The sequence below is a fragment of the Nonlabens marinus S1-08 genome (genome assembly GCF_000831385.1).
GTDB classification, from domain to species: Bacteria; Bacteroidota; Bacteroidia; order Flavobacteriales; family Flavobacteriaceae; genus Nonlabens; species Nonlabens marinus.
Genome location: NZ_AP014548.1, coordinates 849362 through 876151 on the forward strand (window position 1 = coordinate 849362; position 26790 = coordinate 876151).

The 26790-nt window shown below is 39.6% G+C and carries 23 protein-coding genes; 18 read left to right on the plus strand and 5 right to left on the minus strand.

The annotated features are described in order from the left end of the window. The first annotated feature begins 41 nt into the window (after nt 1–41). The 4 genes from NMS_RS04055 to NMS_RS04070 are packed head-to-tail and all read left to right on the plus strand — an operon-like array spanning nt 42 to nt 6620. Nucleotides 42–3482: a DUF4175 family protein gene (locus NMS_RS04055; RefSeq protein ID WP_041495541.1), complete on the plus strand. Its 3441-nt coding sequence runs from the start codon at nt 42–44 to the stop codon at nt 3480–3482. After that, a complete protein-coding gene (gene ybeY / locus NMS_RS04060) occupies nt 3475–3894 on the plus strand; it encodes an rRNA maturation RNase YbeY (protein WP_041495542.1) in 420 nt (139 codons plus the stop codon). The genes NMS_RS04055 and ybeY overlap by 8 nt, the downstream gene beginning before the upstream one ends. A gap of 3 nt (nt 3895–3897) precedes the next feature. Next, a complete protein-coding gene (mnmG, locus tag NMS_RS04065) occupies nt 3898–5769 on the plus strand; it encodes a tRNA uridine-5-carboxymethylaminomethyl(34) synthesis enzyme MnmG (RefSeq protein WP_041495543.1) in 1872 nt (623 codons plus the stop codon). A 14-nt stretch (nt 5770–5783) separates the two neighbouring features. Further along, nucleotides 5784–6620, plus strand: a complete 837-nt coding sequence (locus NMS_RS04070) for a class I SAM-dependent methyltransferase (RefSeq protein ID WP_041495545.1) — start codon at nt 5784–5786, stop codon at nt 6618–6620. A 113-nt stretch (nt 6621–6733) separates the two neighbouring features. Here the strand turns inward: NMS_RS04070 and NMS_RS04075 are convergent, their stop codons facing one another. Together NMS_RS04075 and NMS_RS04080 are read right to left on the minus strand one after the other, a co-directional pair. Further along, nucleotides 6734–7144, minus strand: a complete 411-nt coding sequence (locus NMS_RS04075; RefSeq protein ID WP_041495546.1) for a hypothetical protein — start codon at nt 7142–7144, stop codon at nt 6734–6736. Nucleotides 7145–7228: 84 nt separating this feature from the next. After that, nucleotides 7229–8356 (minus strand): DNA polymerase III subunit, encoded by a 1128-nt coding sequence (locus tag NMS_RS04080; protein ID WP_041495547.1) that lies wholly within the window; start codon nt 8354–8356, stop codon nt 7229–7231. 77 nt (nt 8357–8433) lie between these two features. Between NMS_RS04080 and NMS_RS04085 the strand changes: the two genes are divergently transcribed. The 3 genes from NMS_RS04085 to NMS_RS04095 are packed head-to-tail and all read left to right on the plus strand — an operon-like array spanning nt 8434 to nt 12122. After that, nucleotides 8434–9618 carry a phosphoglycerate kinase gene (locus NMS_RS04085; RefSeq protein WP_041495548.1) on the plus strand — a complete coding sequence of 395 codons (1185 nt, stop codon included), beginning with the start codon at nt 8434–8436 and terminating at the stop codon, nt 9616–9618. 31 nt (nt 9619–9649) lie between these two features. After that, nucleotides 9650–11149 carry a LysM peptidoglycan-binding domain-containing protein gene (locus NMS_RS04090; RefSeq protein ID WP_084217735.1) on the plus strand — a complete coding sequence of 500 codons (1500 nt, stop codon included), beginning with the start codon at nt 9650–9652 and terminating at the stop codon, nt 11147–11149. A gap of 4 nt (nt 11150–11153) precedes the next feature. Further along, the gene (locus tag NMS_RS04095; protein ID WP_041495550.1) at nt 11154–12122 is read left to right on the plus strand and encodes a DUF4837 family protein; all 969 of its coding nucleotides are present in this window, start codon (nt 11154–11156) and stop codon (nt 12120–12122) included. A 74-nt stretch (nt 12123–12196) separates the two neighbouring features. Here the strand turns inward: NMS_RS04095 and tatA are convergent, their stop codons facing one another. Next, nucleotides 12197–12394, minus strand: a complete 198-nt coding sequence (gene tatA, locus NMS_RS04100; protein ID WP_041495551.1) for a twin-arginine translocase TatA/TatE family subunit — start codon at nt 12392–12394, stop codon at nt 12197–12199. 138 nt (nt 12395–12532) lie between these two features. Here tatA and NMS_RS04105 point away from each other — a divergent pair, with 138 nt between their 5' ends. From NMS_RS04105 to NMS_RS04140, 8 genes are all read left to right on the plus strand, one after another. Next, on the plus strand, nt 12533–13393 hold the full coding sequence (locus NMS_RS04105) for a M23 family metallopeptidase (RefSeq protein ID WP_041495552.1): 861 nt from the start codon (nt 12533–12535) through the stop codon (nt 13391–13393). After that, the gene (locus tag NMS_RS04110; protein WP_041495553.1) at nt 13393–14889 is read left to right on the plus strand and encodes a GH3 auxin-responsive promoter family protein; all 1497 of its coding nucleotides are present in this window, start codon (nt 13393–13395) and stop codon (nt 14887–14889) included. Before NMS_RS04105 ends, NMS_RS04110 begins: the two co-directional genes overlap by 1 nt. A 2-nt stretch (nt 14890–14891) precedes the next feature. Then, the gene (locus NMS_RS04115) at nt 14892–15098 is read left to right on the plus strand and encodes a hypothetical protein (protein ID WP_041495554.1); all 207 of its coding nucleotides are present in this window, start codon (nt 14892–14894) and stop codon (nt 15096–15098) included. 91 nt (nt 15099–15189) lie between these two features. Continuing rightward, complete coding sequence (locus NMS_RS04120; RefSeq protein WP_041495555.1) at nt 15190–16917, plus strand: DUF6909 family protein; 1728 nt, start codon at nt 15190–15192, stop codon at nt 16915–16917. Nucleotides 16918–16967: 50 nt separating this feature from the next. Continuing rightward, the gene (locus NMS_RS04125) at nt 16968–18008 is read left to right on the plus strand and encodes a hypothetical protein (protein ID WP_041495556.1); all 1041 of its coding nucleotides are present in this window, start codon (nt 16968–16970) and stop codon (nt 18006–18008) included. Nucleotides 18009–18014: 6 nt separating this feature from the next. After that, nucleotides 18015–18857, plus strand: a complete 843-nt coding sequence (rfbD, locus tag NMS_RS04130; RefSeq protein WP_041495557.1) for a dTDP-4-dehydrorhamnose reductase — start codon at nt 18015–18017, stop codon at nt 18855–18857. 135 nt (nt 18858–18992) lie between these two features. Continuing rightward, nucleotides 18993–19880 (plus strand): FkbM family methyltransferase, encoded by an 888-nt coding sequence (locus tag NMS_RS04135; RefSeq protein ID WP_041495558.1) that lies wholly within the window; start codon nt 18993–18995, stop codon nt 19878–19880. 39 nt (nt 19881–19919) lie between these two features. Next, nucleotides 19920–21233, plus strand: coding sequence for an MATE family efflux transporter (locus NMS_RS04140; protein WP_084217603.1), 1314 nt, complete (start codon nt 19920–19922; stop codon nt 21231–21233). 30 nt (nt 21234–21263) lie between these two features. Here the strand turns inward: NMS_RS04140 and NMS_RS13395 are convergent, their stop codons facing one another. Further along, nucleotides 21264–22379, minus strand: a complete 1116-nt coding sequence (locus NMS_RS13395; RefSeq protein ID WP_052476693.1) for a glycosyltransferase — start codon at nt 22377–22379, stop codon at nt 21264–21266. Nucleotides 22380–22475: 96 nt separating this feature from the next. On the opposite strand from NMS_RS13395, the gene NMS_RS04150 reads away from it, so the two are divergent. The 3 genes from NMS_RS04150 to NMS_RS04160 are packed head-to-tail and all read left to right on the plus strand — an operon-like array spanning nt 22476 to nt 25651. After that, the gene (locus NMS_RS04150; protein WP_052476695.1) at nt 22476–23207 is read left to right on the plus strand and encodes a class I SAM-dependent methyltransferase; all 732 of its coding nucleotides are present in this window, start codon (nt 22476–22478) and stop codon (nt 23205–23207) included. Nucleotides 23208–23256: 49 nt separating this feature from the next. Next, a complete protein-coding gene (locus NMS_RS04155) occupies nt 23257–24357 on the plus strand; it encodes a hypothetical protein (protein ID WP_052476697.1) in 1101 nt (366 codons plus the stop codon). 1 nt (nt 24358) lies between these two features. Next, nucleotides 24359–25651 (plus strand): O-antigen ligase family protein, encoded by a 1293-nt coding sequence (locus tag NMS_RS04160; protein WP_052476698.1) that lies wholly within the window; start codon nt 24359–24361, stop codon nt 25649–25651. On the opposite strand, the gene NMS_RS04165 is transcribed toward NMS_RS04160, so the two are convergent. Next, nucleotides 25590–26708 carry a glycosyltransferase gene (locus tag NMS_RS04165; protein ID WP_041495560.1) on the minus strand — a complete coding sequence of 373 codons (1119 nt, stop codon included), beginning with the start codon at nt 26706–26708 and terminating at the stop codon, nt 25590–25592. The two genes, NMS_RS04160 and NMS_RS04165, sit on opposite strands and share 62 nt — an antisense overlap. Nucleotides 26709–26790: the final 82 nt, after the last annotated feature.

Below are 26790 nucleotides of genomic sequence, written 5' to 3' on the forward strand. Positions count from 1 at the left end.
CTTATACTTGTTTGATGCTTCTGTCGTGCTAAACCCATTGGATGACCAACTTTCAAATCATACAATCTAAACTCAACAAATTCATCCGTAAATATTACGTGAATGAGTTGATACGTGGCGTGATTTTGTTTTTAGCCATGGGGTTGCTGTATTTTATTTTAGTTGCAGCTATCGAGTATTTCTTCTGGCTCAATAAAGTAGGTCGCACAATTCTGTTTTGGTCCTTTATAGCCGTCGAAGCAGCGCTTCTCATCAAGTTCATCGCAATTCCCATTGCCCGATTGGTAAAGCTATTTTCTGGTATTGACTTTAGGGATGCGAGTGAGATGATAGGAACACACTTTCCAGAAGTTTCTGATAAGTTAGTGAACGTACTTCAGCTTCAGGCAAACGGTGGCGATGATGAGCTGACCTGGGCGAGTATCAATCAAAAGAGCGAAGAGCTCAAACCTATTCCTTTCAGCCTTGCTATAGATTTTAACAAGAACAGACATTATTTGAAATACTTGGCGCTACCTGTGGTGATCATCGCAGCCTTGCTATTTACAGGTAATAACGATGTCATTACTTCCAGTGCGTCGCGCGTTGCAGATTATCAAAATGAATACCTACCACCAGCGCCTTTCAATTTTGAAGTTACAAATGCTCATCTGAACGCCCTCCAAAATCAAAGTTTTGAACTTCAAGTTAAGGTAACAGGAACGAAGCTGCCTGAAAATGCATCCATTCATTACAACGGCCAGCAGTACTTCCTAACACAGCTTAATCCTGGGAATTACACCTTCAAATTTGACCGTCCAACGGAGAACACCTCATTCTATCTAGCAGCAAACGACGTGCGCAGTATCGATTACACCCTGCAGATAGATGCTGTACCAGTGATGCGCAGTTTTGAGTTGGCGCTGGATTATCCTGCTTACACAGGAAAAAAAGATGAAGTTTTGAAAAGTACGGGAAACGCTCTAGTTCCACAGGGGACAAAAATTACTTGGAACGTGGATGCGGCGCAGACGGATTTAGTCCAATTCCGTACAGAGCAACAAAATTATAATTTTAATGAGCTGGATGGTAAGTTCGCTTTCGCGAAAGCGTTTACCCAGAAAACACCTTACACGATAACTACTTCCAATCAAAACGTTAGAGATTATGAAAAGCTAGACTTTACGATTGACGTTATTGTTGATGAGTATCCAGAATTATCATTAGAAATGAAACGCGATTCGCTAGATGAGCGAACCATGTATTTCAAAGGGCAGGCCGCTGATGATTATGGATTAAAACGACTTCAAATGGTGTATTACAAGGATGCTGACCCACTAAAAGTTACTAGTGTTGCTATACCAATAAGCGGAGGTACTTTCGAACAGTTTTTGCAGCAATTTCCAGGCAACCTACAGTTAGAAGCCGGCAATACCTATAGCTTGTATTTTGAAGCCACAGACAATGATGTAATTCACAATTTCAAATCGGTCAAGTCTGAAGTATTTACTTACAACAAACCCACAGCGGACAAGGAACAAGAACTGAAATTGCAACAGCAAAAAGAATCCCTATCTAATCTTGAAAAAGCATTGAAGGAACAAAAGGAACAGCAGAGCGAGATTAAGGAGCTTTCCCGGGATCAAATGGAAAAGGATTCTAGAAGTTTCAACGACAAGAAGAAATTAGACCAAGCTTTAAAGAATCAGCAAAAGCAAGAGCAGCAAATCCGTAAAGAGATTAATAAACTCGAAAATCAGTTAGATAAATCGAATCAGCAGCAGGACGAGCAACAAAAGAAATTACAAGAGCGGTTAAAGGAAACTGCAGAGCAGTCTAAGAAAAACGAAGAGTTGCTTAAGAAGTTAGAAGAGTACCAAGACAAGATTTCTAAAGAAGAGCTGCAAGAGCAACTAGAGAAGACTCAAAAGAACACAAAACAGCAACAGCGTAGCTTGGAGCAATTACTTGAATTAACAAAGCGTTATTATGTCAGCCAAAAGTTTGAGCAACTATCAAAGAAGCTGACAGAACTTGCAGAAAAACAAGAGCAGCAATCGAAAAAAGAAGGTGCAGCAAATCAAGAGCAGGATCAAAAAACCTTGAATGAGGAATACAAAAAATGGGAGCAAGAGCTGAGAGAATTGGAAAAGGAGAATAATGCATTGAAGGACGCGATGGATCTTGAGTTTGACCCGCAAGAATCAGACGAGATCAAGTCAGAACAGCAAAAGGCCAGTGAGAACCTAAAAAAACAAGCTGCTAAAGCGGCACAAGTTCAGCAAAAGAATGCAGCTCAAAAAATGAAACAGCAAGCAGCGAGTATGCAACAAGACATGGCCGCGATGGAGGGTGAGGCAATGGAAGAAGATTTGGAAATGTTACGCCAGATACTGGATAACCTAGTTCTTTTTTCAGAACGCCAGGAGGAGGTTTTGGGAACGGTGAAAAGCATGAACCGCAACAGTCCTAATTTGAGTAAAAGCCTTAAGGTTCAAAAAGATCTGGAATCTGCTTTCAAACACGTGGATGACAGTTTATTTGCCTTGTCTTCAAGAAATGTAGAGATAGGAAAAGACGTCAACGAACAGGTGTTAGAGGTTTATTACAACATGGAGAAATCCCTGGAACAGATTGCAGAGTTGGATTTAAACCGCGGACAGATATCCCAGCAATTTGCATTGAATGGAGCAAACCAATTGGCAGTAATACTTAGTGATTTGCTCGATGCCGCCAACAACCCAAGTGCTTCAGGCAAACCAAATAAGTCAGGACAAGGTGCAGGCTTCCAATTGCCTAATATTATTAAACAGCAAGAAAGCCTCAAAGAGGGCAAAGGTAAGGACGGCAAAGGAGATGACGGTGAAGGTAAGGATGGTCAAAAAGGAAATAAACCAGGACAGTCTGGCCAGCAGGGTTCGCAAGGAGAGAATGGAAAATCTGGTGAAAATGGTCGAGAAGGGCAAGGAGATAAGCCTGCTAGCAAAGGATCATCTTCTAGTGGTGATGGAAATAACAACTCGAAATCTGAAAACGGTAACGGCACAGGTGAAGGGAAGGATGGTGAAAAACAGTCCTATCGCGAAAGCGAAGAAGAGAGCAAACGCATCTATGTTATCTATAAGGAACAACAACAGTTGAGGGATAAACTGGAGAACATGATAATCAAGGAAGGTTTGCAGCAAAAGGTAGACAAGATCACAGATGAAATGAAAGGCGTCGAGCGCAAGCTTTTAGATGAAGGTTTCAATAGGGAAGTCCGAAATCAAATGACAGAAATCATCCATGACTTGATGCAGCTTAAAGACGCCAATTTAGAGCAAGGGGAAGCGGAGCAACGTCAGTCGATATCAAATGAAAAACTGTTTGTAAATCCCTTAGGCTACGATCCTAAGGTGCTGGAACGTTATTTCAACAATAAGGAGATTCTCAATCGACAAGTATTACCTTTGCAGCCGCAATACCGCAGCAAGGTAAAGGAATACTTTAAGACTAATGATTGATTTTGCATACCAGACAAATTTTGAGTTACAGGACCATGTAAACTACATATCTTGGTTGAGGTCTGTAGCAGATTCTCATGATGCCACGATCGTAAATGTAGGGTTCGTCTTTTGTGATGATGAATATGTACTAGAGATGAATCAAAAACACCTGAGTCATGATACTTACACTGATATTATCACCTTTGACTACGGCTCTCAAGATTTGTTGGAGGGTGAAATTTACATCAGTGTTGATAGGGTGAAAGCCAATGCAGATGAATATCAAATTAGTTTTGTAGAAGAGTTAAAACGGGTAATGGCTCATGGGGTATTACACATGATTGGATTTGGCGATCACGATGCGGAAGAAAAATCAGTGATGCGAACGATGGAGGATAAAGCCATTGAATTGTTTCACGTGAAACATTAAGTTATGTTTTTAGAAGAGTACGATGTTATAGTAGTTGGAGCAGGTCATGCGGGCAGCGAGGCATCAGCCTCCGCCGCACAAATGGGTGCGTCTACGCTATTGGTAACAATGAATCTAGCTACGATCGGGCAAATGTCTTGTAATCCTGCCATGGGAGGAATTGCAAAGGGGCAAATTGTTAGAGAGATAGATGCATTAGGCGGCTTGAGTGGAATCGTAAGTGATAAAAGCGCGATCCAATTCAAGATGCTGAATAAATCTAAAGGTCCTGCGATGTGGTCCCCAAGAACTCAAAACGATCGCATGCGATTTGCAGAAGAGTGGAGGTTGCAATTGGAAGCCATCCCAACCCTTGATTTTTATCAAGAAATGGTTTCTGGACTTGTCGTAGAAAACGGAAAAGTCACGGGTGTCAAAACATCTTTAGGACTTACGATTAGAGCAAAATCTGTTGTCCTCACTAACGGTACTTTCTTAAATGGATTGATTCATATAGGAGAGAAGCAATTTGGAGGCGGTAGAGCAGGGGAACGAAATAGCACAGGCATTACAGAACAACTCATCGATTTAGGTTTTGAAGCCGGCCGAATGAAAACAGGAACACCTCCACGCGTCGACGGCCGATCCTTAGATTATTCTAAAATGTCAGTTCAACCTGGAGATATCGAGGTCTCTAAATTTAGCTATACAGATCGTTCTAGCAAGCTTTCGCGACAGCGAGATTGTCATATGACTTATACGAGTCCTTTGGTTCACGATTTATTAAGAGAAGGCTTTGATCGCAGCCCAATGTTCAATGGCAGGATTCAATCTATTGGTCCTAGATATTGCCCGTCGATTGAGGATAAGATCGACCGTTTTGCTGACAAAGACCGTCACCAAATGTTTATTGAGCCAGAAGGCTGGGATACGGTCGAGGTTTATGTAAATGGGTTTAGCACAAGTTTGCCTGAAGATGTTCAATTCAAAGCGCTACGTTCTGTAGTTGGTTTCGAAAAAGTGAAGTTCTTTAGGCCGGGTTATGCGATAGAATATGATTATTTCCCACCTACTCAACTTAAACACACTTTGGAGACTAAATTGGTTGAAAATTTATATTTCGCAGGACAGATTAACGGGACTACCGGTTATGAAGAAGCTGCTTCCCAAGGATTGATGGCAGGTATCAATGCAGTTCGTAAAATTAGAGAAGCGGAGGCCTTTATATTGCGTAGGGATGATGCCTATATTGGGGTGCTGATTGATGATTTGATTACTAAAGGAACTGAGGAGCCTTATCGCATGTTTACCTCTAGAGCAGAGTATCGAACCTTACTTCGTCAAGATAATGCCGATTTAAGACTTACTTCGGTAGCGTATGATCTGGGGATGGTTGGCGAGGATCGTCTAAAAAAAGTAGAACGCAAACAAGAAGAGACGGACAAGATGCTCCAGTTTTTGAGAAATACTAGTTTTGACTATAAGGAAATGAATGTTTTACTGGAGGAAAAGAAATCTGCCGCAGTAATTCAAAATGACAAATTCTTTAAGGTTTTTTCTCGCCCTCAATTAGATCTTGAAGATATTAGACGCTTTGATGAAGTGGAAAAATACATCCATAAACAGAATCTAGATGAAGATATTCTAGAACAAGTAGAGGTTCAAGTGAAGTATTCTGGGTATATAGAAAAAGAAAAAGACAATGCCGATAAATTAAATAGGTTAGAGGATATAAAGATCCCGCCCAACTTTGATTTCAGTCACATTCAATCTATTTCTATTGAAGCTCGACAAAAACTAAAGGCGGTACAGCCGGTTACAATTTCTCAGGCGAGTCGTATTTCTGGTGTTAACCCTAGCGATATTTCTGTTCTATTAGTACATATGGGCCGATAGTTTCACGTGGAACAATGATAAAAGAATCTGATTTATTTATTGAAACTAAAGACTTTTTCCTAACTCAGGAAAACTTTACAATTCATAAAACTTCTGTTCCTGGTGTCTTAAAAACAATACCTCAACCTGAGGATTTGTCACCGTATTATGAAACGACAGATTACCTATCTCATGATGATTCCGACCCATCAATTTTTGCTCGACTGTATCGCTTAGCGCGAAAGTGGAACATCAAGTCAAAATACAAACTCATATCTACTTATGCAGACGATGGAAGTATTTTGGATGTAGGTGCTGGAAATGGAGAGTTAGTTCGATATTTAAAAGAACATCATTTAGACGCTCAAGGTTATGAACCTAGTAAACTTGCAAGAGATGTAGCCTATCGCAAAGGAGTGAATTTATTGGATCACCTTCCTACTAGTAAATCGAATTATTATCAGGTCATTCAAATGTTTCATGTACTGGAACATATTCCAAATCCTGAAAGCATTCTACAAGACTTACACAAAATGTTAGTAGAAGATGGAGTCTTGATAATTGCGTTACCTAATTACAAATCTTGGGACGCGCAATTCTTTAAAAGGTTCTGGGCTGGATACGATGTGCCAAGACACCTATTTCATTTTGAAGAGCAAGGAGTTCGCAATCTAGTTAAAGATCACTTCGAACTTATAAAAACGAGGCCTATGTGGCTGGACAGTTTTTATGTATCCATTTTATCGTGTCGCTACAAAAAATGGCCGATTCCTACTGTTTTAGGTATGGGGCTTGGTTTGGTCTCTAATATCTATGCCATTTTCACTTCACAACCTTCTTCACGCATTTATATTCTCAAAAAACACAATTAAAAGCGATTTGAGACCATTTTGTCATTATCAATAGGTAATCCTTGGGTAAACTCTGTTTACGCCTGAAATAAGCTCTAACAAACTAGAAAACTATAGCGAAATATTATTGATTTTTAATATTCGATAGGAATGCCTGATTGTGTCCAGAATAAGCCCAATACAGACACTAAAAAGTAAACTGCAATTCTAGCAGAGCCAGGATAATCTTTTGCGATGCGTAGACCAAAGAGTAAAATAGCAAATAAAACACTGGAGGAGATAAAGGCATAAACGGCGAGCTCATAATCTTGATTCATCACAATATCCCATATACTCAATCCGGCCAAAGTGCTAACCACAATTTCCAACCCTGAGATTAAAATAATAGCGGGTGTAATTCCTATCGCTAAAAAGGTGCCTTCATACATTTTCCGATAAAATGTCAACGATCCTTTCCAGTCATTGATTTTCTCATATGCAGAAATGAGATAAGTAATCAATAAAAAGGATAAGATAATTACTGGACCAGCATCAGTAAGACTCATGAATTTGAATTTAGAATGGCAAGTATAGGAAGCTTTAATGGAATAGACTGAATTAAAGCTGATTGCAGAGCATTTTATCGATATCTAAGGGTTTTTATGCAAAATCTTGGTCATGCTGATGCTTAGATCGGTAAAAACGATCTTAGAGTTGGCATTACGGTCGATATGCATCAGTGCGGTTTCCAGAATCGTAGTGATATCAAACAACCGGTGTCCATCCACAAATGGTGCAAATTTAGAAATATCAAAATCAGAGCTGGTTTTAAAATAAACAGCGCTGTCTGCTTTATAATTGGTCAACATAGCTTGTCTAAAAAACTCTAGCGCGTACAAAAGAAATCGCTTTTGAACCTCTCGATTCGTTCCCGCTATGGTTTCCGCCCACTGAAGTAACATATTTATGGCACTTGGCTTTCCCTTTGCACTAAAAGCAGCTCTTACCCAGCTTACAAACCATTCTTCAAACTGTTGATCTTCCGTTTGATCTTTTAATAACTTCAATGCTTTTCCATAACTCCCATTGGACTGTCGAGCAGCAAACTGAGCCTCTTGATTACTTACCTGCTCTTGCTTTATAAGAGAGTGTGCGATGTCGCTTGTGGACAATTTAGGAATATGCAAGACTTGGCACCTAGAACGAATGGTATTTATAATCTGATTTTCATCCTCGGTAATTAAAATGAGCACGGTGCCAGTCGGCGGCTCTTCAATGAGTTTCAGCAATTTATTTGACGCTGCAGTATTCATAAACTCTGCACCCCAGATAATACAGACCTTAGCGCCTCCTTCGTAGGACTTTAAACTAAGCTTTCTAGAAATATCAGCTGCTTCGTGCACGCGTATTTCGCAGGACTTCTTTTCAATATCTGCAGCTTGGTACCAGTCTTCCATCGCACCATAAGGTTGTGATTGCATAAAACGACGCCATTCTGCAATAAAATCATCTGATACTGGTTTAGTAGAGGATTGTGGAGTGGAGGCTACAGGGAATGCAAAATGAAGATCTGGATGGGAAAGCTCCGCAACCCTTTTCATATCTTGATTTCCATCCCCATGAGCTAAAATTAATGCAGCATAGTAATGTGCAAGAGCAAGAGCACCACTTCCAGACGGCGCCACAAATAACTGTGCATGGGCAATACGATTATTGGAAACGGTGGTTTGAAGATGTTTCTTCAAATGGTTTAAACCTACAATTTGATCCTCTAGCATAATGCAAATATATGGGCTTGCTTAAGAGGTTGTACCATAACGGTTATATTTGTGTGATTCAATAAAAAAGGAACTTTATGAACATCGATCAAATATCATTTGAAAAGAAAAGAGCACTTATACGAGTGGACTTCAACGTGCCGCTGGATGAAAATAGAAAAGTAACAGACGACACTAGAATTCGCGCTGCAAAAGATACGATCATCCATGTTTTAGAGCATGGAGGTTCTGTAGTATTGATGTCACATTTGGGACGTCCAGATGGCGAAAAAGAACAGAAATACTCTTTAAAGCATGTAGTCGATACCGCTTCAGAAATTTTAGGTGTTCAAATTCAGTTTATTGATGACTGTGTAGGAGAGTCTGTGGAGCAAAAATCCAACAATTTGCAGCCTGGAGAAGTTTTACTTTTAGAAAATTTACGATTTTACAAAGAAGAAACTGCTGGCGACGAGGGTTTTGCAAAACAACTGGCTGCCCTAGGCGATGTGTATATCAATGACGCATTTGGTACGGCACATAGAGCACACGCCTCTACAACAGTGGTTGCTCAATATTTTGAAAAGAAAGCTTTTGGAAAATTAATGCTGCGTGAAATCGAGAGTCTGAACAAAGTGTTAGAAACACCTAAAAAGCCTGTCGTTGCTATCTTAGGAGGTGCTAAAGTATCCTCAAAGATCACCGTGATTGAAAATATTCTTGATAAAGTAGACCACCTTATCCTCGCTGGTGGTATGGCTTACACCTTTATCAAAGCGCAAGGAGGAAATATAGGAGATTCTTTAGTGGAAGATGACAAGCAAGAATTAGCCTTAGAACTGATTGAAAAAGCCCAATCCTTAGGTACTCAAATACATTTACCAGTAGATTCCGTAACAGCAGACTCATTTTCTGAAAATGCGACACGAGACATAGCACCTATTGACAACATTCCTGACGGCTGGATGGGTCTCGACATAGGAGAAGAATCTAGAAAAAAGTTTGCAGAGGTGATTCTTAAATGTAAGACCATATTGTGGAATGGACCTGCAGGAGTTTTTGAGATGGAACCCTTTGCCCATGGAACGATTGCACTAGGCGATGCAGTGGCAGAAGCTACATCAACAGGAGCATTTTCCTTAGTTGGTGGTGGAGATTCTGTAAGTGCTGTGAAGCAATTCGGTTTTGAGGATAAAGTAAGCTATGTGTCCACAGGTGGTGGAGCTATGCTTGAAATGCTAGAAGGAAAAACATTACCAGGAATTAAAGCCATTGCCAGTTAAGAGTGGCAGGAAACTTGATCAAACAGCAGCCATGAGAAAACTAAAATTAGGCATTTCGCTTATTATTATTTGTTTCACTTTCACGAGTCAAGCACAAGTAAAAGCACCTTTAGAGTCTTTAAAAAAAGACACTTTGCAAGTAAAAATGCTGGAAGGAGAATTAATCATTGCTCCAGCAACTGCAAGTGATAGTTTAGGGTTGATCAGTTATCCAGAAGTGGATGCATACGATCAGTCCTTTTTAGACCAACTATACAATCACGATGGTTTCGACTACATGTTTGATGACCATGACCTGGATGATGAGGACTTAATGTTAGATCAAACTCTGTCTACAGATACCCTGAAAGCCAGATTGAAACGCATCAATGAAAGCACACCTTTCCAGATTGACTACAACCCTATCTTAGAGCAACTTATAAAGAAAAAGCTAGGATACAAACGGGTAAATTTAGAGCGCATCATGACCTTGAGCGATTACTATTTCCCAATGTTTGAGGAGCAGTTGGACAGATTTGACATCCCATTAGAGATGAAGTATCTAGCCGTTATAGAAAGCGCATTAGATCCTAGAATTAAAAGTAGGGTAGGTGCTACAGGACTGTGGCAATTCATGTTGCCCACAGGTAGATCCATGGGGCTTGAGATTGATTCCTATGTGGATGAGCGCATGGACCCCATAAAAGCGACCATTGCTGCCTGTAAATACCTCAACAAGTTGTATGACATGTATGACGATTGGGACCTGGCGCTAGCAGCCTATAACTCAGGAGCAGGAAATGTGAACAAAGCGATACGTCGCAGTGGTGGTAGCAAGAACTATTGGAACTTGAGGCCATATCTCCCTAGAGAAACGGCAGATTATTTACCACAATTTCAGTCTATTCTGTATTTATACACCTATGCTAAGGAGCATGGCTTCAAGCCGCAACGCACGCCACGCCTTATGATAGCAACAGATACCGTACAGGTTAAGAACAAAATTAGCTTCACTCATATAGCCAAAGCTCTAGATCTGGATGAAGAAACTATTAAGTTCCACAATCCCAGCTATAAGTTAGATATTATTCCGTTGATGAAGGATAAACCCCAGTATTTGAGGCTTCCTTATAAGGAATTGATGGATTTTGTTAGTAATGAGGAAAAGATTTACGCTTTCGCGAAAGCGGAACAAGACGAAATAGAAAAACCTAATCCAGAGCTGTTGAAGCCGCAAACCAGCATTACCTACAGGGTACGCAGCGGTGACTTTTTAGGAAGAATTGCTGAAAAATATGGGGTAACCGTAAGCCAAATCAAGCGATGGAACGGCTTGCGCAGCAGCAACATAAAAATAGGTCAGCGACTAAAAATCATGACTCGAGGGGAAGCTATCGTATCTAGTTCAAAAGCCAAAAGCTATAAAGTGCGCGCAGGCGATAGCCTTTGGGAAATTTCTAAAAAACATGGACTTACCATTAATGAATTGAAAAAATTGAATCCTAATAAGTCTAAGGCCTTGCAACCAGGCATGACTCTTGTATTACAATAACTCTATGAAACATCTTTTCTACCTTCTATTATTTTCTATACTTCTCGTTTCTTGTAATGAGAAATCTGTTGTCATTAATGATAGCGCGGGACGCCTGAATGACATTCTCGTAGTCATCGATAATGAGAGTTGGGACTCTCAAATAGGCGACAGCATTAGAGCTGTGCTAGCGAGACCTATCGATGGTATTGTGCGAGAGGAGCCTATGTTTAGTTTGAACCAGGTGAAGCCACAATCCTTTGAGGGAATGCTCAAAAAATCGCGTAACTATTTATTTATTCAAAGATCGGATAGTGCAGGTGTTTCCATTAGAAAAGACAAATATGCAAGACCACAGCTAGGGGTAATTGTCAGAGGCGCTAATGCAGCTGATATTTCTAGAGTACTAAGCGAGAATGCAGATGAGATCATTACGGTCTTCAACGATAGCGAAGTTGCAGAGAAGCAGCGATTGATAAGCAAAGTAAAACTGAACACAGATCAGATCACAGAGAGATTTGGTATTAAAATCAACGTTCCAACCGCTTATAGATATGCTAAGGTGGAAGATCCAGACTTTACCTGGTTGCGACGCGATATTGTAGAGGGAACGATGGATATCATGATCTATGAAGTTCCTTTAAAAGAAATTACTCGTGATAGCGCCGTTGTCAACGATATTGTGCGCGTAAGAGACTCCGTAGGTGGAATGAAAATCCCTGTTGACGATGGAATCTTTCAAACGGAACCAGCGTTTTCTCCTTTTGTAAATGAGACAGAGATTGATGGAAAATTTGCATTTGAAACTAAGGGAACCTGGGAGGCTAAAAATAAATTCATGGCAGGACCATTTGTCAACTATGCGGTATATAACAAAGAGAAAAACAACTGGCTGATCATAGAAGGTTTTGTATCTGCACCTAATGCGGAGCAGCGCAATTATCTTTTTGAGCTAGAAGCAATACTCAAGAGCATTGAGTTTGCCAAGCCCTAATTGATTGTAGAAATTTAAAAAAGCCCTTAGAAACACAGTTTCTAAGGGCTTTTTCAATGATATCATTCCGCAAATTATTTGCTGGAATCGATGCCTTTATTTGATTTCTCGTCTGCATCTTCTTTAGTGGCGTCCTTAAACTCCTTGATACCACCACCTAGGCCACGCATCAATTCAGGTATCTTTTTACCACCGAAGAGTAAAACTAGCACTAAAACAATGAGGACGACTTGCCACACACCGAACATTCCTAAAATAAAACCAGTTATCATAATGTGATTATTTATTAGATGGCACAAAGATACAATAAGACAATCAACCTCAATACCGCAGCATCATAATGTTTAGATACATCAAACTGGACAATGCGATAGCTTCCATGACGTTTATTTTATATTTGTAGGGAACCCATGGAAAAACCTAAGAAGAAATACAAAAGTAAGTGGAGGCATCAATACCGTATGGTGGTGCTCAACGATGATACTTTTGAAGAGCGTTTTAGCTTAAAGCTCAACCGCATCAACGTTTTTGTGGTCACTGTTGTAAGTGCCGTAATCCTAATCGCTTTAACCACGATATTTATCGCATACACACCAGTACGCGAACTCATTCCTGGTTATTCCAGTAGTGAATTGCGCAATCAGACGGCGGTTCTCATGCAGGAAACCGACTCCTTAAAGCAAAAACTCGCTTTAAACGAGCAGCAGTACCAGCGCATCAAGATGGTGTTAAGTGGAGACATAACTACAGAAGAGTATGCGCGTATAGACAGCGTTGCACAAGTAGAAACATCGCTTTCAATGGATGATTTTGCCCCAAGTAGGGAAGATAGTTTGTTAAGAGAAGAGGTGGCTCGTGAAGACAAATACAATTTTATTGAAGGCGCCAAAGCACGAACTAACTTTGTATTCTTCAAGCCGCTAAAAGGGAGTATTTCAAACGGGTTTAGTGTAAAAGAAAAGCATTTTGCAGTTGATGTCACTGCTGCAACAAATACACCTGTAAAAGCTGCTGCCGCTGGCACCGTAGTTTTTTCAGGCTGGACGGCAGAGACTGGTTACACGATCTTGCTAGAACACGCCTATGGTCTTATAACTGTTTACAAACATTGTGGGACGCTCACAAAAAATCAAAACGATCAAGTACTTGCCGGAGAAGTCATCGCAAGCGTTGGTAATACCGGTGAGTTAACTAACGGTCCACATTTGCATTTTGAACTTTGGAGCGATGGCTATCCTTTGGACCCTACCAATTTTATAAACTTCGAGTAATGTCCATTAAATCTACTGCAGCCCGGGCGTTTGCGGCTTATGTCGACCGTCAGACTAAAAGGTGGTCGCGCCGCCCCATCAAATCGCAACATAAAGTATTTCAAAATTTGCTCAAGGTTGCTGGGAATACCGCTTTCGCGAAAGCGCACTCCTTCAACACCATCAAAACCCATAAAGATTTTGTCAATCAAGTGCCCGTTCGGGACTATGAAGATCTAAAACCTTACATTGATCGAGTAGTGGCGGGCGAAAGTGATATTTTGTGGCCAGGAAAGCCATTATACTTCGCCAAAACATCAGGAACCACAAGCGGTGCGAAGTACATCCCACTCACTAAAGATTCCATGCCAGAGCACATTAAGGCGGCAAGGAATGCCATTCTCAGCTACATATACGAGACTGGCAACTCAAACTTTGTGGATGGTAAAATGATATTCCTACAGGGCAGCCCAGTGTTGGAGGAGCAAAACGGTATACAATTAGGAAGACTTAGTGGTATCGTGGCACATTACGTTCCCGATTATTTGCAGCGCAACCGCATGCCCAGCTGGGAGACCAATTGCATTGAAGACTGGGAGACCAAGGTAGAAGCAGTGATTGATGAAACCCTCCCAGAGAATATGAGCGTGATTTCTGGAATCCCCAGCTGGTTGCAAATGTATTTTGAGCGCATTGTGGCTCGTACTGGCAAGAAAGTAGGCGAGGTATTCCCAGACTTGAGTCTACTCATTTATGGAGGTGTCAACTTTGAACCTTATAAAGCCAAATTTGATGCATTAATAGGCCGTAAAATTGATAGCATCGAGCTTTTTCCTGCCAGTGAAGGATTCTTTGCTTATCAAGACAAACAGTCCGAAAAAGGAATGTTACTTCTTTTAGACGCAGGTATCTTTTATGAATTTATTCCAGCAGATCAATTTCATGAAGAAAACCCACCTAGGCTGACCATAGGCGATGTAGAAATAGGCGTGAATTATGTGATGATTATTTCCACTACCGCAGGACTTTGGGCTTACAACATAGGTGATACGATCGCATTTACCAGCACAAAGCCCTATCGGGTTGTGGTTACTGGACGCATCAAACACTACATCAGCGCCAGCGGCGAGCACGTGATAGGTAAGGAAGTAGAAGAGGCTATGAGAGTTACTGTAGAAAAACATGGATTTATCATCAATGAATTTACAGTGGCGCCGCAATTGGAAACTCCAGCAGGAGAGTTGCCTTATCACGAATGGTTCATTGAAATGGATCAACGGCCAGATGAGCAAAAAATAAAGGAATTCACTGCTGCACTAGATCAAGAAATGCGCCAGCAGAATAGCTATTACGACGACCTGATCAAGGGGAAGGTCTTGCAGCCTTTAAAATTGAGAGTTCTAGAAACTGGTGCGTTTCAACAGTACATGAAAAGTATTGGTAAGCTGGGCGGACAAAACAAATTGCCTAGACTTTCTAACGATCGAAAGATTGCTGGGTTTTTTGAAAATATTTAAAAATGCTTAGAGACGTTGCCTTTGCACTATGTGTATGGGTGGCTATCGCCTCGCTGATTTTTTTGTTGATTTATTATGTAGTTGTTTCTATTGCAAAAGACTTTTTCCAAAAAGACTTAAACAGAAGCCCGTTGCTAGAAATAGTACACATTTTATTACAAGTAGGAATTGCCATAGGCGTCAGTTACTATTTTTTGATGATGGCATAGAACGCCTCAAAGCATGGGTTGCTATTAGACCATCAGTACATTTCCATAACTGACAGTAGAGTATCCTATCTTTGTACAGAAATTACTATTTATGCCCATTATCAACGTAGAGCCTAGAACAAGAGCTCAAGAAAGCACGAACGCCATTGAACGCATGTACATCACCATGCGACATTTGTTCAACCGTGGATTTTACAAGCCTATGGGGGTTAGTGGTGAATCCTTACGAGAGTCTTTACTTACCATTCGTCCAGAAATATATGGTTCTATTGCTGAGGATAAAATAGAATTGAACGGTTTACTTTACGTGATGGACCGCTTGCCTATGGGAATCGAGGAGTGTACCTACATCAATCTTACAAGCGATGAAGGCTATGGCCGGTCCCATTTTAAAGCCATTGTCCCTAAAAAACGCCGCCGCAATTGCTATCGCATCGATCAGCAACAGATGAATATTGAGATCACCCGTGGGAGGTCTGAGATTTATGACATCCTTACCCACCTTACCTTTTTGATGGTGGAATCTCACAAGATCATGAAACGTGTGATTATAGGGGAAAATGGGAACGTCACTAGAGACTGGAAATGTTTAGAAGACGCTATAGAAAAAGAGGAATTGACACAGGAAGAAAAAGAGGTAACGGTCATTCACGTTGCTAATATCCTAGGACGCACTTTTGATGAGGTGATGCAGGTGTATGATGACTTTGCAACACCTAGCAACCCGCATCAGTTTTTGAGTACCATTTACTACTTAGGATTACTGGGGAAACGCGAGATTATGGACGAGCAAAAACGTGTCGTCACTTTTTCTCCGGTGCTTAGAGAACGATTGGGTCATCACATACATGGTGATCGATGGGCACTGCGCATTAAAAAACATTTGATTGAGCACAACTTGTTCGACAGGCCGTTGCACATAATTAGCGCCAACTTACATTCCGTTATGAACTCCATTTACGGGCCTAAGGTATTAGCAACTCAGGTAGCTAAAAATGGCCGTATGGAGACTTTTGCTTCCTTGAGCCATGCCCAAGGCAAGAAAAATAGAGATGCTGTCAAGAAATACGCGTTGCAAAATGGTATGGCAGAACTTCCAGATGCCAGTGGGACTAATATTGATGTGCAGATTTTTGATACGTCTAAAGCTGCATTTGAAAAGATAGATTTTTGTGAAGATCGCTTTCGCGAAAGCGATACAGACCAAAAACCAGTACTCATTGTGATGGATTACGCCTTTGGAGAGCAAGCATATGAAACGCTAGACGAACTGCTGAAGCCTTATAACGATGGTAAAGAAATGCATTTGATGAATATCAAATCCATCAGCATCATGGGAAAAGCCGGTATTCTTGAGGGAGATAAAGGCGACATCATGGTGCCAGACGCTCACGTTTTTGAAGGAACTGCAGATAACTATCCGTTTAAAAACAGGCTTTCCAAAAAAGACTTAGCCACAGAAGGGCTAAGCGTGGTTTCAGGTTCTATGGTAACAGTTTTAGGAACCTCGCTTCAAAATAGAGATGTATTAGAATATTTCTATAATTCCAGTTGGAGAGTCATAGGTCTTGAAATGGAAGGAGCTCATTATCAAAAAGCCATCCAGGCAGCTTCTAAGGTACGCCGCAGCATCAGTAAAAAGGTCAAAGTACGTTATGCCTACTATGCAAGCGATAACCCTCTCAAAACAGGCCATACACTAGCTAGCGGTGGCTTAGGATTGACTGGAGTGAAGCCAGTGTATGTGATTACAGAGAAAATACTGGAGCAAATCCTACATGATAGCGTGGCTAAGACAAAACAAGAAGTACCAGAGTAATCTTGTTTTGCCTATTGCGTTATATTTGAATCGTATACAAAAGGGAATTTATGAATCAACAGCAGGACAACAGTAATCGCGAGGAACAAGAAGTAGATTTAGTTCCTGTTTTTGTATGGATAGGCAACGGCATCAAGAATTTCTTCAATGCTATAGGGGCGTTCTTTAAAGCAATAGGCCACGCGCTGATTCTATTTTTTGTTTTCTTGCAGCGTAATATTCTCTTGATTGGTGCATTTATTGTTGCCGGTCTAGCCCTAGGCTTTTATTTAGATTCCAATACAAAATCCAATTATAGTGCGCAATTGCGAGTGGAGCCCAATTTTAATAGCAGCTCTCAGCTTATATCTAATATCAATTACTACGATGCACTTACTAGCGAGGGAGATTATACCCGTCTAGCAAAAGAGTTGGGCCTTACAGTGGACGAGGCACAGCAAATAAACGGTTTCAGCATAGAGGAAAGTTATAACGATACAGAATTGCTAGAGGAATATGACCGACTAGCGCGCGATGCAGATACTATGGCGTTAGATAATTTCACTTTTGAAGGATTCAAAGAAGCTAAAAGAGAGATGGATTATCAATTCTATGAAATCATAGCTAAAGCAAATAGCAGGGATGTATTAGAAAAGGCAATTCCAAAAATTATCGAGGTAAAAGAGAACTCAGGAATAAAAGCGGCAAGATTATCTTATCTAGAAAATACAGAGTTCAATATCAGCTCTAAGCAATATCAACTGACTGAGATAGATTCCCTGCTGGCCGCTTACCAAAAAATGATAGCCACAAACCAGTCCTCCAGCGGTAACACCAATTTGTTCGTAGGAGACCAGAGATCTTCCGATAATTTGGCAACTCTATTTTTTCAAAAGCAAGAATTATTAGAGGATCTACAAGATTTGAGAGAAGACAAATACGGTTCAGAAAACACGGTAAACATAGTTTCAGAATATGTGGTAAGAGGTAGTGTCAAAGAAGAGCACACAAAGCTCAAATTAGTCATTTTATTCTTTGTTTTAGGAATTTTAGTTGCTGCTATTCCCGCCGTTTGGAGATTTCTCAAGAGTTACCCGAACACTTCAAAATAGTCATCATTGAAAAAGATACTGATTGTTGGAGCTGGTGGTATGCTGGGAACCAGTATAGCCACTGCTTTTCAAGATAGTAATACAATCTGCCTTGACAGGAACGATCTAGATATTACCTGCTATTCTAAAGTCAGACATCAACTTTACAAACATAGACCAGAGTACGTCATCAATTGTGCTGCCTATACCGCAGTAGATCAAGCGGAATCCGAGCCACTAGAAGCATTTAAGATCAATGCCAGTGCTGTGGGAATGCTAGCAGCTCTCGTAAAGCAGGTAGGAGCCACGCTCATACACTTTTCCACAGACTATGTTTTTGATGGCACCGCAGTAAGCCCCTATAAACCTACAGATCTAACAAACCCTCTCAACACCTATGGCAGCAGTAAGCTGCAGGGAGAACAAGCGATACAGCGAACAGGTGTGAAGCATTACATATTTCGAATATCATGGTTGTATGCGCCGCATGGCAAGAATTTCTTCCGCTGGGTGATGGAGAATGACTTGGAAGAAATGAAAGTGGTAGACAATCAGACGGGTTGCCCCACTAGCGCAGTAGACCTTGCAGACTTTATTACTCACGTGGTGTATAAGGACCCAGAGCACTATGGAATCTATCATTTTTGCAACAAGGGTAGTATGACATGGTTCGCTTTCGCGAAAGCGATATTAGCACATGCAGGATTGCAAAGAAAGATTACTCCAGTAAGTGAATTTCCAACGGTGGCTAAACGGCCTGAATATAGTGTTTTGGATAGCTCTATGACGGAAGTACAATTCGGTTATGAAATTACTAGAGTATCAGAGGCGATTGAAAAAACATTTACCGCCTACACAGAACAATTATAGACTCGCGAATTTAATTCAACCGATTCTAATTTTAAATTTGATTTCTCGAATTGTTTGATCCTAAGTATACCTAAGATACATCTATCATAGCGTTCAAATTAAACGTATTTTCATCTCCTGAAAAGAACTTTATCTATGAGTCAGAAGTTGACTAAAGCTATTTATAACGCGATCCCATTTAAAAGACCCGTATTTGAAGTTATCAAGCGAAATTTCGATTTACCTAGAAGCATTTATCATTATTTGAGATTTGTTGGGGAGTTTGAGGTCCAGGTGGAAAAAGGACGCTCCTTTACCATTATGAATCATGCCATGCAATTGGAAAATGATGTGTACTGGAAAGGAATCGAGGGCGGATGGGAGCACACATCTATGTCTATATGGAAAGCTCTAAGTGAGGATGCACAAATAATCATGGACGTGGGTGCAAATACAGGAATCTATAGTTTAGTTTCTAAAACCATGAACCCAACGGCCCAAGTTCATGCGTTTGAGCCTGTGGATCGCGTTTTTGAAAAGCTAATTCTCAATCAAGATTTAAATAACTTTGACACCTTTTGTAATAAGGAGGCGCTTTCAAATTATGATGGTGAAGCAGTGATCTATGATAAAAATACGGATCATGTATACTCTGTTACTGTTAATGAGGATAGAAGCGATAATCCCAATAGCTCTATCCCCACGACCATTACTACCAAGAGACTGGACACTTACATTCTAGAGCAAAATATAGATCAAATCGACCTCATGAAAATTGACGTAGAAGCTCATGAGCCTGAGGTTCTACAAGGCATGGGCAAATATTTGAAGGAATTTATGCCTACAATGCTTATAGAGATTTTAGAAGATCACATAGGTGCACAAGTGGAAGATGCTATTAGGGAAGCCCCCTATTTGTTTTTTCAGATTGACGAAAAAACTGGGATGAAGAGGGCGAAGTCCTTGAAAAAAGCTGATTCTTGGAATTACCTATTGTGTAGTGAAGAGACTGCTCTGAAACTAGCATCTTTTATCGTAGATTAAACCGGGTGTCAAACCTCAAGAACAAATTCCATCTAAGCGATGAGCAAGTATGACCGCGCCTATAATTCTATTGTCCCTATAGTACAAGGTTTGTTTAATAGAGAATCTAAGATCTGGCTATTATTCTGGCGAACTGCCGGCGCTGCCATGTTTTTCATACTCACAATTATAATGACAAACAGCTTAAGTAAAGAGGTTTTTGGAGCTTTTGAGTATGGTCGATCTAGTCTTATGCTTCTGGGGTCTATTATCCTATTCGGTACAGATCGTTCTATTTTACAATTTTTTGGACGATTGGAAAGTCAAAAATCAGGAGGAGATATTTTTCTGGTATATCGAAAAATGGTACTGATGGTGTTTAGCTTTTGTACTGTATTGCTGGTTATTTACTTCATTGTCCCTGAGTCTATTTGGATAAAGGCTTTTGCAGATTACGAAGGCTATTTAATCATTTTAAAGGTTGTTCTCTTTGTGTTCTTTTATTCGATTACCGTTTTAAATACAGAATATTTTAGAGTACTCAATAAGATGGTTCTTTCAGAGCTTTTTAGAGGAGTTTTTAAGTACTCGCCACTAGCCGTCATTGTTCTTTATATAATGATTACTCAGAATTATCAGTACCTGTTTGAATTATACCTCTTAGGCTTTGTAGTGCTTTCCGTAATAACTACAGCACTGGTGTTATGGTTGAAGCACCCACTTTCTAGAAAAGCTAAAATCAGCACTAATGAAATATTGAAAAAGTCATATCCTATGGCTATTTCTGGTCTTGGTTTTATGCTGCTTACCACCATTGACATCTATTTTTTAAAGCAATACACGGGTCTCGAACAAATTGCGATATATGCTGTTCCAGTAAAGATTACTATGTTGCTGGCGATGGTTATTACGACCTTTCAAGCTGCTGTCTCTACAGAAATATCCACCCTTTTTTACAAAAAAGAAATGGACGTGTTGCAAATGAGATTGAGACGCATAACAAACATCATTTTTCTCATAACGCTGCCACTGCTGATCGGGACTTATCTATTCGGCGATATTCTCTTGGGTTTTTTTGGGAGCTCTTTTACGGAAGGGAAAACAGCACTTGATATTCTGCTTATTGGTTTTCTTTTCAGCACCTTCAGTTCATTAAGTCCTTCATATCTTAACATGACAGGTAGAGAGAAGGTTTTACAAGTAATAATTTTAATTACTGTGCTTATCAATTTGATTCTCAATCTAATATTGATACCTTCTTATGGTATTGTTGGTGCCGCGGCGGCATCTTCGCTAAGCATGGCGTTCTGGACGGTAGTATCCTTGATATATTCTTATAAGAAAGATAGAATTAAGCTGTTTGTACACTTTTAGAAACAATTTTCACCTCTTAAAATTAGGTGTCTACCTTACAGACTCTAGCAATCTGACATATATTTCACCAATTTTTTTTATAGAGAAATCCTTGGCTCTATTGATGATTTCTTCCCTAGAATAATTCTCTGGATGATGCAATACCTTTAAAATTGCAGCGGATAACGCTTCAGGATTTTGCATTTCACAAAGCTCTCCGATAGTAGGTTTATTGATAATAAAATTAGGTCCCCCAGGACAGTCAGTACTTACTACTGGAATTCCGTAGGACATAGCTTCAACGATTACGTTTCCAAACCCTTCAAAGTCTGAGCTCAATATAAACGCTTCTGCATTGCTATAATATCTAGATGTGTCCTCAACAAATCCCATAAAAATTACTCTATCAGTCAACCCTAAGGACTTTGTTCGTCGCTCAAGAGCTCCGCGTAAAGTTCCCTCTCCCAAAATGATGAGCTTAATGGTCTTATTTGTTAAGCAAACTTTGTAAAACGCATCAATCATTAATGATTGATTCTTTTGACTTTCTAATCTCCCTACTGTTAGAAGGTATGGAAAATCAAAATCTAGAGGTTTAATGTTTGTGTTTTCTTGAAAAGTGGGGTTTCCAATTATATGTACAGGCAGACTGTCATTCCCTACAAATCTTTTGTATGAAGCAGCGGTGTCTGGAGAGTTTGCAATTAAGTTTTGCGCATTTTTAAAAGCTGTTTTAAGCACAGGTCGCAGAAAAAACGGTAAGGTCGATTTACGATATATGTTTGCCATACTCAAAATGAGCTTAGTGCGATGAGCTACCTTTTTGTGAGCAAAATAAGCGATCATGTTTGACTCATGGACGGTGGCTAGAAGATAATCAGGCTGTTCTTTTTTGAGTAACTTGCATAAGGCAACGTAAGATTTCAAAATCCTTATCACCCTATTTATTGTTCTTATACTGGAATATTTAGTCCCAGCAACGGGTTTATTGATGACTCTTTTATCTAAAAGATTAAGGAATGAATCGCCGTAGGCATAAAATAATACTACATCAAAACCATTACTTACAAAGTAGTTAGAGAGATTCACAAAAACCATTTCTGCTCCTCCACCTCCTAGTAATGGAACAAATAATACTATCTTTCTTTTGTTGCTCTCCGTGGCCATGAATTGTTACCTTGATTTTGATTTGAAATTTAGTTAGAATCTTAATCATTAAGTTTGCGAGGATACAATCAATTGTACTTATACGTATACTGTTGCATGAGATATTTTCTAACAAAAACGATAAGGCGGGAAACTTTCAACCCAGGATTTTTGGGGTTTTTCATAAACCCTTACTTTTTTATTAGAAGAGGTTTATATAAAGGAATAGAAAAAAATGCAAATGCTTTATCAGGAACACTTTTAGATTTTGGTTGTGGGAGCAAGCCATATAGAAAGCTCTTTAATGTCAATGAGTATGTAGGGCTCGATATTAAAGAAAGCGGTAATCACAAAACCAATAAAGAAGTAGATGTTTATTACGACGGTATAACGATACCTTTTGATTCCCATGTTTTTGACAGTATTTTCTCAAGCGAAGTCTTTGAACACGTGTTCAATCTAGATGAGGTAATGAAAGAAATCAACCGAGTTTGCAAAATGGAAGGAAAGTTATTAATAACGGTTCCTTTTGTCTGGGATGAGCATGAGATACCGTATGACTTTGGCCGATATACTTCTTATGGAATCAAACATGTTTTAGAAAAAAATGGTTTTGAGGTTTTGAATCTTGAAAAGTCGACAACATTTGTTCAAACGATTTTTCAACTGTGGAATTCCTATCTATTCCAAAACGTTCTCAGCAATAAAATCTTAAAAGCCATTTTCACACCTATTTTATTGCCGCCGTTTACATTATTAGGGATTATTTTAAACGTGATCCTTCCTAAAAACAAAGACTTATACCACAATAATATTGTACTTGCCCAGAAGGTAAATGACATTTCTTAATTGACTCGCACTTATAGAAGTTTTAAAATTCTATTCTATAGAAAAGCAAATGATAACCAGTTTTTACAATAAAAATACACTACTATTTATTTCAATTGGGGTAGCGGTAACCCTAATAGGAATGCTGAGTTCCTTCTATCTGCCAGCACGGTTCCTTGCAGATGCTGGAACCATTGTATCTGATCAATACAACGAGATAGGATGGCTGGGATCCTATCCTTTCTCTATAGGATTCTATCAAAAAACGGGTTTGAGTGATCTGGACTATAGTCTCGTGGGGCTAATTCAGGTTCCCATCCTTTTCTATATCATTGGTAAGCTAGGGATTCCTGATGTGTTTGCAAGGTTCACCCTTAGAAATGGAATCGTGTGGATTAATTTATTGCTTATCGCATTTTTCGTATCCTATCCATCAAAAGAGTTTATCAATATTCTTTACCTAGGCATTATAGCACTGGTATTGATATCCCCTATGAGTCTTAGAAAAAAGATACTTATTTCCACACTGCTATTTGCTTTTTTTAGTTGGTTTTTCAGACCGTATTATATTTTAGTTCCCATCATCGCTGGTTGTATTTATGTTGTGAATATTGTGTCTATTAGAAATAAGGCTATCTCAAATATTGTCATAGGACTTCTATTCACCGCTTTTATTTCCTTTTCTTATGGAGCCGTTAAAGGCGAGTTCATGACGGAAAGTTCTCGAGAAAACCTCAACGAAATGAGGCTTGAAAAAGGGGATCAGGATGCTGATACCATGATTGTATCTCCAGTTCCAGCAGATACCGTTTATGGAGAATCCATATCTATTTTATACGGTTTTTTCACAGTGAACATTCCTTTGAACGGCTTGCGATTTTGGTATAAACCACAGGTAATAGCCTTTCTCTTATTACAACTGATCACGTTCTACGTGCTTTTTGTTTACTATGGCCGGGTATTAAAAAACAGGAAGTTTTCCCATGAGCAGTGGGTGTTGAACCTGCTTTTCGCTTATTTCATATTACAAGGTGTTTTTGAGCCAGACCTAGGTAGTGCCATACGTCACAAGATTGGAGTAATCCCGTTATTATGGCTAGCGATGTATTATGATCAAAACCTAATCAAGCGACCTAAGCTCACGAGAAAATATATATTTAAACGTAGTTGATATGAAAGACAGCGTTAAGACTAGAGGTTACTATGAGATACTAATTGCTGTTCTAGCGAGCATACTTGTTTTTCCTAAACCAGCGACAATTGCCATTCTGATATTCGTTGTGGTCAGCTTGTTTTATTATCACAATATAAAGTGGACTCGAGTAGCGATATGGTCCATTGTCATAATCGCTTTGCCTTTTGTGCTGGATTTAATATTCCTTTGGAATAATGATGTATTGGGTGAGGGCTTAAAGCACATGGAGAAACGTTTATCCATGGCTGTATTCCCTATACTGATTTTATCCCAAAGGCAAGATTTCAACCTGTTGCGTATCTTAAAGATTTACTCTACGATTTTCACCATACTTCTAACCGTGCTGTTTGCGAGGTATGCTATAGTTGAGTCAGCCTTATTTTACAAATACCTTAATGGTATTCATTTATGGGAAATGGGCTATGCATTTGCTAACAGTATGGGATTGCATGCTCCAGCGGTAAATATGCATGTAGCATTTTTGGTACTGGTGCATACCTACTTAATTGCTTGTTGTTGGAAAAGGATGACTTTGCGTCTGCGTATTCTCAGGATCATTCTATGGTGTATATCCGTATTTATGTTGCTCTATCTCAATACAAGAATTGCAGTAGGTATTGCCTTAGTGGGCATTCTGGTCATAATTTTTCTGGAATTATCCCGCCAGGTAAACATCCGCTCATTAATTATTTCTACAAGTATTGCTGCTTTGTTATTGATTTTTATTGTTTTCGCTTTCGCGAAAGCGAACCCATACATGCTAGAGAAATACACAACGAAAACGTTTAAAAACATTGATATGGTGGGGAGGCTGGATGAATTTGACGATCCAGAAGGAGAGGTGTTTACCAGTTTTGTTACCCGATTAAGCATTTGGAAAACAGCATGGGATAGAGCTCAAGACAATTTGTGGATAGGCGTGGGTGCCGCTGATGGGAAAAAAGAGTTGAGTCAGGCATATGTTGACACAAATCAGGCTTTTCTTGCCAAATACAAGTTTCCAACACACAATCAATATTTGGACTTTTTACTAAAGTTTGGAATACTAGGGCTCTTTGCAGTGGTTATTTATATGTTTCACATACTGTGGCTCGCATTGAAACTTAAGAACAGCTTGGTTTTTATGTTTTTTATCTTATTTCTCGTCTCAAATCTCACGGATGATTTCTTGATTCGCTTTGATGGTATTGCTTTTAGCGCATTGTGGATCAGTATTTTTGCTTCTCAATACTGGAAAGATCGTGCAGATACAAATCTACTAACTGCTTGAAATTCTTATTACAGTCGTAAAGCTCTAAAACACGCTTTCTCCCTGCGGCACCCATCGTTTTTCGCGTCTGTAAATCTCTAAGCATTGAGATGAACTTAACATAGTCGTAGTTCTGATCAACTAAGAAACCTGTCTTTCCATGCTCTACAAGGTCCTTATTTCCTATAATATTTGATGCAATTACTGGAAGACCCATCGCCATGGCCTCAATAACAGCTATGGGCAGACCTTCCCATAAAGAGGTCTGGATGTAAACGTCTAATTGCTTAAGTAAGGGAATTGCCTCGTTTTTATCTACAAACCAGCCGGTGACTTCAATATTAGGCGCAGTAATTTTATGTTTTAGGTTTCCAGATCCTATCCATAAAAAGGATTCTTGACGGGACTGCAGTGCAATTTCATTGAATGTAGTGGGATCCTTTTGAAAGCTGATTCTTCCTAATGTTCCTAATTTCAAAGAATTATTATTTGAATGTTGTTTCGAGCTATCAAACTGGTCCATACGTATACCATTCCTTATCAATTGTGCGGAAGCATTCATTTTTACTGCAAGCCCCCATTCTGTATCACCACATGCGATAGTCTTGGTTCTAGAAAACCTAGCAAACAAAAATTCAATATTTTTATAAAAACGCCTTTTCAAAGTTGAGATGTCCTGACGTAAGAAGGAATAGCCATGTGGCGTATAATAAGTGGGCTTTTTGAATTTGCAAACCATAATAGCAATCTTTCCCAGGATTCCTGCCTTGCTGCTGTGCAGGTGGATCACATCTGGGTTCACTTGACTGATCAGCTTACTTATTTGTTTCACTCCATTGAAATCTGACCTTAAAGAAATTTCTTTTTTAAGATCTAATAAGACTAACTCGACGTTTGCATGGAAGTCTTGTGCGACTTTTTCAGGATCAATTTCATCTCTCTTGTTGCTATAAGCAATCACTAATTTAATTCTTGAATCCTGACCTAATACATGCGATAAATCTGTAAAATAGCTGTAAACACCACCGCCTAATGCCTCGACCACATGTAAAACGACGGTTTTATTTTTTGAAATCATAGATGATGTAAAGGTATAACTACCGTTTGTTTACCGTACTCAATTTCTCCATCTTCGCATTGATAATTATGGAAGCGGGAAA

Excerpts from the sequence above, each read along its gene's own strand:
- NMS_RS04110 (WP_041495553.1), top strand. The coding sequence starts at position 13,393 with ATGTCCATTAAATCTACTGCAGCCCGGGCGTTTGCGGCTTATGTCGAC.
- NMS_RS04075 (WP_041495546.1), bottom strand. The coding sequence starts at position 7,144 with ATGAGTCTTACTGATGCTGGTCCAGTAATTATCTTATCCTTTTTATTG.
- NMS_RS13395 (WP_052476693.1), bottom strand. The coding sequence starts at position 22,379 with ATGGCCACGGAGAGCAACAAAAGAAAGATAGTATTATTTGTTCCATTA.
- NMS_RS04150 (WP_052476695.1), top strand. The coding sequence starts at position 22,476 with ATGAGATATTTTCTAACAAAAACGATAAGGCGGGAAACTTTCAACCCA.
- NMS_RS04090 (WP_084217735.1), top strand. The coding sequence starts at position 9,650 with ATGAGAAAACTAAAATTAGGCATTTCGCTTATTATTATTTGTTTCACT.
- mnmG (WP_041495543.1), top strand. The coding sequence starts at position 3,898 with ATGTTTTTAGAAGAGTACGATGTTATAGTAGTTGGAGCAGGTCATGCG.
- NMS_RS04155 (WP_052476697.1), top strand. The coding sequence starts at position 23,257 with ATGATAACCAGTTTTTACAATAAAAATACACTACTATTTATTTCAATT.
- NMS_RS04165 (WP_041495560.1), bottom strand. The coding sequence starts at position 26,708 with ATGATTTCAAAAAATAAAACCGTCGTTTTACATGTGGTCGAGGCATTA.
- NMS_RS04140 (WP_084217603.1), top strand. The coding sequence starts at position 19,920 with ATGAGCAAGTATGACCGCGCCTATAATTCTATTGTCCCTATAGTACAA.
- NMS_RS04095 (WP_041495550.1), top strand. The coding sequence starts at position 11,154 with ATGAAACATCTTTTCTACCTTCTATTATTTTCTATACTTCTCGTTTCT.
- NMS_RS04085 (WP_041495548.1), top strand. The coding sequence starts at position 8,434 with ATGAACATCGATCAAATATCATTTGAAAAGAAAAGAGCACTTATACGA.
- NMS_RS04070 (WP_041495545.1), top strand. The coding sequence starts at position 5,784 with ATGATAAAAGAATCTGATTTATTTATTGAAACTAAAGACTTTTTCCTA.
- NMS_RS04160 (WP_052476698.1), top strand. The coding sequence starts at position 24,359 with ATGAAAGACAGCGTTAAGACTAGAGGTTACTATGAGATACTAATTGCT.
- ybeY (WP_041495542.1), top strand. The coding sequence starts at position 3,475 with ATGATTGATTTTGCATACCAGACAAATTTTGAGTTACAGGACCATGTA.
- NMS_RS04115 (WP_041495554.1), top strand. The coding sequence starts at position 14,892 with ATGCTTAGAGACGTTGCCTTTGCACTATGTGTATGGGTGGCTATCGCC.
- NMS_RS04135 (WP_041495558.1), top strand. The coding sequence starts at position 18,993 with ATGAGTCAGAAGTTGACTAAAGCTATTTATAACGCGATCCCATTTAAA.
- tatA (WP_041495551.1), bottom strand. The coding sequence starts at position 12,394 with ATGATAACTGGTTTTATTTTAGGAATGTTCGGTGTGTGGCAAGTCGTC.
- NMS_RS04055 (WP_041495541.1), top strand. The coding sequence starts at position 42 with ATGACCAACTTTCAAATCATACAATCTAAACTCAACAAATTCATCCGT.
- NMS_RS04120 (WP_041495555.1), top strand. The coding sequence starts at position 15,190 with ATGCCCATTATCAACGTAGAGCCTAGAACAAGAGCTCAAGAAAGCACG.
- NMS_RS04105 (WP_041495552.1), top strand. The coding sequence starts at position 12,533 with ATGGAAAAACCTAAGAAGAAATACAAAAGTAAGTGGAGGCATCAATAC.
- NMS_RS04125 (WP_041495556.1), top strand. The coding sequence starts at position 16,968 with ATGAATCAACAGCAGGACAACAGTAATCGCGAGGAACAAGAAGTAGAT.
- NMS_RS04080 (WP_041495547.1), bottom strand. The coding sequence starts at position 8,356 with ATGCTAGAGGATCAAATTGTAGGTTTAAACCATTTGAAGAAACATCTT.